Source organism: Actinophytocola sp., assembly GCF_045807065.1.
Taxonomy (GTDB): Bacteria; Actinomycetota; Actinomycetes; order Mycobacteriales; family Pseudonocardiaceae; genus Actinophytocola.
Genome location: NZ_JBJMIE010000284.1, coordinates 1 through 4,120, shown reverse-complemented (window position 1 = coordinate 4,120; position 4,120 = coordinate 1). Strand labels below are relative to the sequence as shown.

Annotated in this window: 2 protein-coding genes; both read right to left on the bottom strand. The window is 74.7% G+C overall.

What is annotated here, in order from left to right; all coding sequences use genetic code 11:
- Nucleotides 1-1,113, bottom strand: a 1,113-nt coding sequence (locus ACJ73U_RS16480; RefSeq protein WP_407778504.1) for a beta-ketoacyl synthase N-terminal-like domain-containing protein, incomplete at its 3' end; no start/stop codon positions are given.
- A gap of 20 nt (nucleotides 1,114-1,133) precedes the next feature.
- On the bottom strand, nucleotides 1,134-4,120 hold a 2,987-nt coding region (locus ACJ73U_RS16475; RefSeq protein WP_407778503.1), incomplete at its 5' end, for an SDR family NAD(P)-dependent oxidoreductase.

Here is a 4,120-nt window from a genome sequence, read left to right as displayed (position 1 = left end):
GAGCAGCAGCGGGCGCTCCCGCTTCTGCCCGTAGGTGGCCAGGATGGCCTGCGCCTCGATGGGGTCGCCGAGCGTGGTGCCGGTGCCGTGCGCCTCCACCACGTCCACGTCCGAGGTGGACAGTCCGGCGTCGGCGAGCGCGGCGCGGATGACCTTGCGCTGCGCCGGCCCGTTCGGCGCGGTCAGGCCGCTGGACGCGCCGTCCTGGTTGACGGCCGTGCCGCGGATCACCGCGAGCACCGGATATCCGTGCTTGCGCGCCGCCGACAGCGTCGCCACCAGCAGCATGCCGGCGCCCTCGCCCCACGCGGTGCCGTCCGCCGCCGCGGCGAACGACTTGCACCGCCCGTCCGGCGCCAACCCCTTCTGCCGGGAGAACTCCACGAACCCGGCCGGCGTGGACAGCACGGTCACGCCACCCGCCAGCGCCAGCCGCGCCTCACCGCGGCGCAGTGCCTGGATCGCCAGGTGCAGCGCGACGAGCGACGACGAGCACGCCGTGTCCACGGTGACCGCCGGGCCCTCGAAACCGAACGTGTACGCCACGCGCCCGGACGCCACGCTGCCCGCCGACCCGTTGCCCAGGTAGCCCTCGACCTCCGCCGGCACCGTGCGGAAGCGGGCGGCGTAGTCGTAGGTCGCGATGCCCGCGTACACCCCGACCTTCTGGCCCTTCAGGGAGACGGGGTCGATGCCGGCCCGCTCCACGGCCTCCCACGAGGTCTCCAGCAGCAGTCGCTGCTGCGGGTCCATGGCCAGCGCCTCACGCGGCGAGATGCCGAAGAACGCCGGGTCGAACTCCGCGCAGTCGTGCAGGAAACCGCCCTCCCGCACGTAGGACGTGCCGGCGTGGTCCGGGTCGGGGTCGTAGAGCGCGTCGGTGTCCCAGCCCCGGTTCTCGGGCAGGAACGAGATCGCGTCGTTCCCCTCGGCGACCAGTCGCCACAGGTCCTCCGGCGAGGTCACCCCGCCCGGGTAGCGGCAGGCCATCCCGATGATCGCGATCGGTTCGCCGGCCGCGGCCCGCAGTTCGGTGTTGTGCTGCCGCAGCCGCTGGATCTCCTTGAGCGAGTCACGCAGCGCCACCACTACTTCTTGGCTGGCGGTGTCCATCAGCAGGTCCTTCCGGGTGTTCAGGAGTCCAGGGCTTCGCGGGCCATGCGCAGCAGGCCCAGCACGTCGGCCGAGTCGATCTCGGCGGTGTCGATCCCGGCACCGTGGAGTCCGGCACCGTGGAGTCCGGCACCGTCGAGATCGGCTCTGTCGTGCGTGGCCGTCACCACGTCCGGTTCCTCGTCCTGACCGCCCGTCAGCTCGGTGAGCAGCCAGGCGGCGAGTGCGGCGGGCGTCGGATAGTCGAAGATCAACGTGCTAGGCAGGCGCTGGCCCGTCACCGCGCCGAGCCGGTTGCGGAGCTCGATCGCGGTCAGCGAGTCGAAGCCCTGCTCCAGGAAGCCGGTCTCCGCGGCCACGGCCAGCACCGACCGGTGCCCGAGCACCTCGGCCGTGTGCTCGGCGACCAGGTCGGCGAGCACGTCGGCGCGTTCGGTCTCGGTCGCGCCGACCAGGCGTTGCCGCAGCCGCTCCGGCGCGTCCGCGTCGGCCGGCCGGGCGGTGGCCGCCGCGACCAGCTCGTCCAGCTCGGGCAGGCCGGCGAGCAGCCGGCTCGGCCGGGCGGCGAGGAACGCCGGCAGCAGCTTCTCCCACGCCACGTCCACGACCGCGACGAACGTCTCGCGGTGGTCGAGCGCCCGCTGCAGCGAGGTCAGCGCGCGGGACGGGGCGAGCGGCGTGAGCCCGCGTCGGTTGATCTGCTCGGCGAACTCGGGGTCGTCGAGCAGCCGGCCGGCCAGCCAGGGACCCCACGCGATCGCCATGCCCGCCAGGCCGCGGGCGGCCCGGCGCTGGGCGAGCGCGGCCAGGTAGGCGTCCACCGAGGCGGCGCCACCGTGACTGGAGCTGCCCCAGACCCCGGAAGCCGAGGACACCAGCACGAACGCGTCGAGCGGTCGGTCGCCCAACAGCTCGTCGAGGTAGCCGGCACCGGCCGCCTTGGCGATGATCGAGTCGGCCAGGTCGGGCAGCTCGATCTCGGCGATCGGCCGCAGCGACCCGGCGCCCGCGGCGTGCACGACGGCGGTCAGGTCGTCGGGCAGGTCGGCCAGCAGCCTGCTCACCGCCGCCTTGTCGGACACGTCCGCGGCCACGCCGGTGACCTTCGTGCCGTACGCGGCCAGATCCCTGGCCAGCGCGGCGAACCCGGCCGAGCGCCTGCCGTGCCGGGTGGCCAGCACGAGGTGCGCCGCGCCGTTCTCGGCCAGCCAGCGGGCGATGCGCGAGCCGACCTGGCCGGTGCCACCGGTGACCAGGACGGTGCCACGCGGCCGCCAGGCCTGGCCCGGCTCGACGGCACCGAGCGGGGCGCGGCGCAGCCGGCGGCCGAGCAGCCCGGACGGGCGGACGGCCAGCTGGTCCTCACCGTCCACACCGGTCAGCGCGGCGGCGAGCCTGGTGCGGGCGGTGTCGTCCAGCACCGGCGGCAGGTCGACCAGGCCACCCCAGCAGCTCGGGTGCTCCAGTGCCGCGACCCGGCCCAGACCCCAGATCTGCGCGTGCGACGGGTCCAGGATCTCGTCGTCCGGCGACACGGACAGCGCGCCCTTCGTCACGCACCACAGCGGGATGGCCAGGTCCAGCTCGTCGAGTGCCTGCAGCAGGCTGAGGTTCTGCGCGAACCCGGCGGAGATGTGGTCGCGGAACCGGCGCCGGTCCGCGGCGAGCAGGGACAGCACCCCGGCCAGTCCGTCGGTGTCCATCTCGGACAGCATGTCGACGAGGTGTTCGCGTGACCCGTCGCGTGGCCTGAGCTCCACCTCGCGCACGGCGGCGCCGTGCTCGGTGAGGGCGGTGACCGCACCGCGCACCCAGGCGTCCTCGCCGTGGCCGGCGGGGATCAGCACCAGCCAGGTGCCGGCGAGCCGCGCGGTCGGCACCTTCGCGACCGGCGTCCAGTCGACCCGGTACCGCCAGGTGTCCACGAGGGACTCGTCGCGGCGGGCCCGGCGCCAGCGGGCCAGTGCGGGCAGCACCCCGCCGATGGTGTTCGGGTCCGGCACCTCCAGCGTGGCCGCCAGGGCCTCGAGGTCCTCGCGTTCCACGGCGGCCCAGAACCGCGCGTCGATGTCGTCGCCGGCCAGCTGTCCCGGCTCGGCTTTCGGTGCGCTCGACGCCAGCCAGTAGCGTTCGCGCTGGAAGGCGTAGGTGGGCAGGTCGACGCGGCGCGGCTGGTGAGGCGCGAAGAACGCGGCCCAGTCCACGCGCACGCCCCGGGTGTGCAGGAGGCCGAGCGCGGCGACGGCGGTGGCGGCCTCGGGCCGGTCGCGGCGCAGCAGCGGCACCGCGAGCACGTCCCGGTCGGCCAGCGTCTCGCTGGTCATGGCGGTCAGCACGCCGTCCGGGCCGACCTCGACGAACGTGGTGACGCCGGCGTCCGCGAGCCCGGTGACCGTGTCCGCGAACCGGACGGGCTCGCGCACGTGGCTCACCCAGTACTCGGGGTCGGTGACCGCGCCGGGCATCGCGACGGCCGGCTCGTGGAGGCGGAGCCCGGCGACGACCGTGCGGAACTCGGCGAGCATCGGGTCCATCAGCGGCGAGTGGAACGCGTGGCTGACGGTCAGCCACCTGGTCTTGTGCCCGGTGGCGGCGAGCGTGTCGCCGATCGCGGCGACGGCGTCCCGCGGGCCGGCGATGACGACCGAGTTCGGCCCGTTCACCGCGGCGATCGCGACGTCCTCGCCCAGCAGCGGGGCCACCTTGGCCTCCGGCGCACGCACCGAGAGCATGGCGCCGCCGGCCGGCAGTGCCTGCATGAGCGCGCCGCGCGCGGTGACCAGCCGGGCCGCGTCGGCCAGCGAGAACACGCCGGCCACGTGGGCGGCGGCGATCTCGCCGATGGAGTGCCCGGTCACGAAGTCCGGTCGCACACCCCACGACTCGAGCAGCCGGAACAACGCCACCTCGACGGCGAACAACGCGGGCTGCGTCCACGCCGTCCGGTCCAGCAGCTCGGGCTCGGCGGCGATGACCTGGCGCAGCGGCCGGTCCAGGTGAGCGGCCG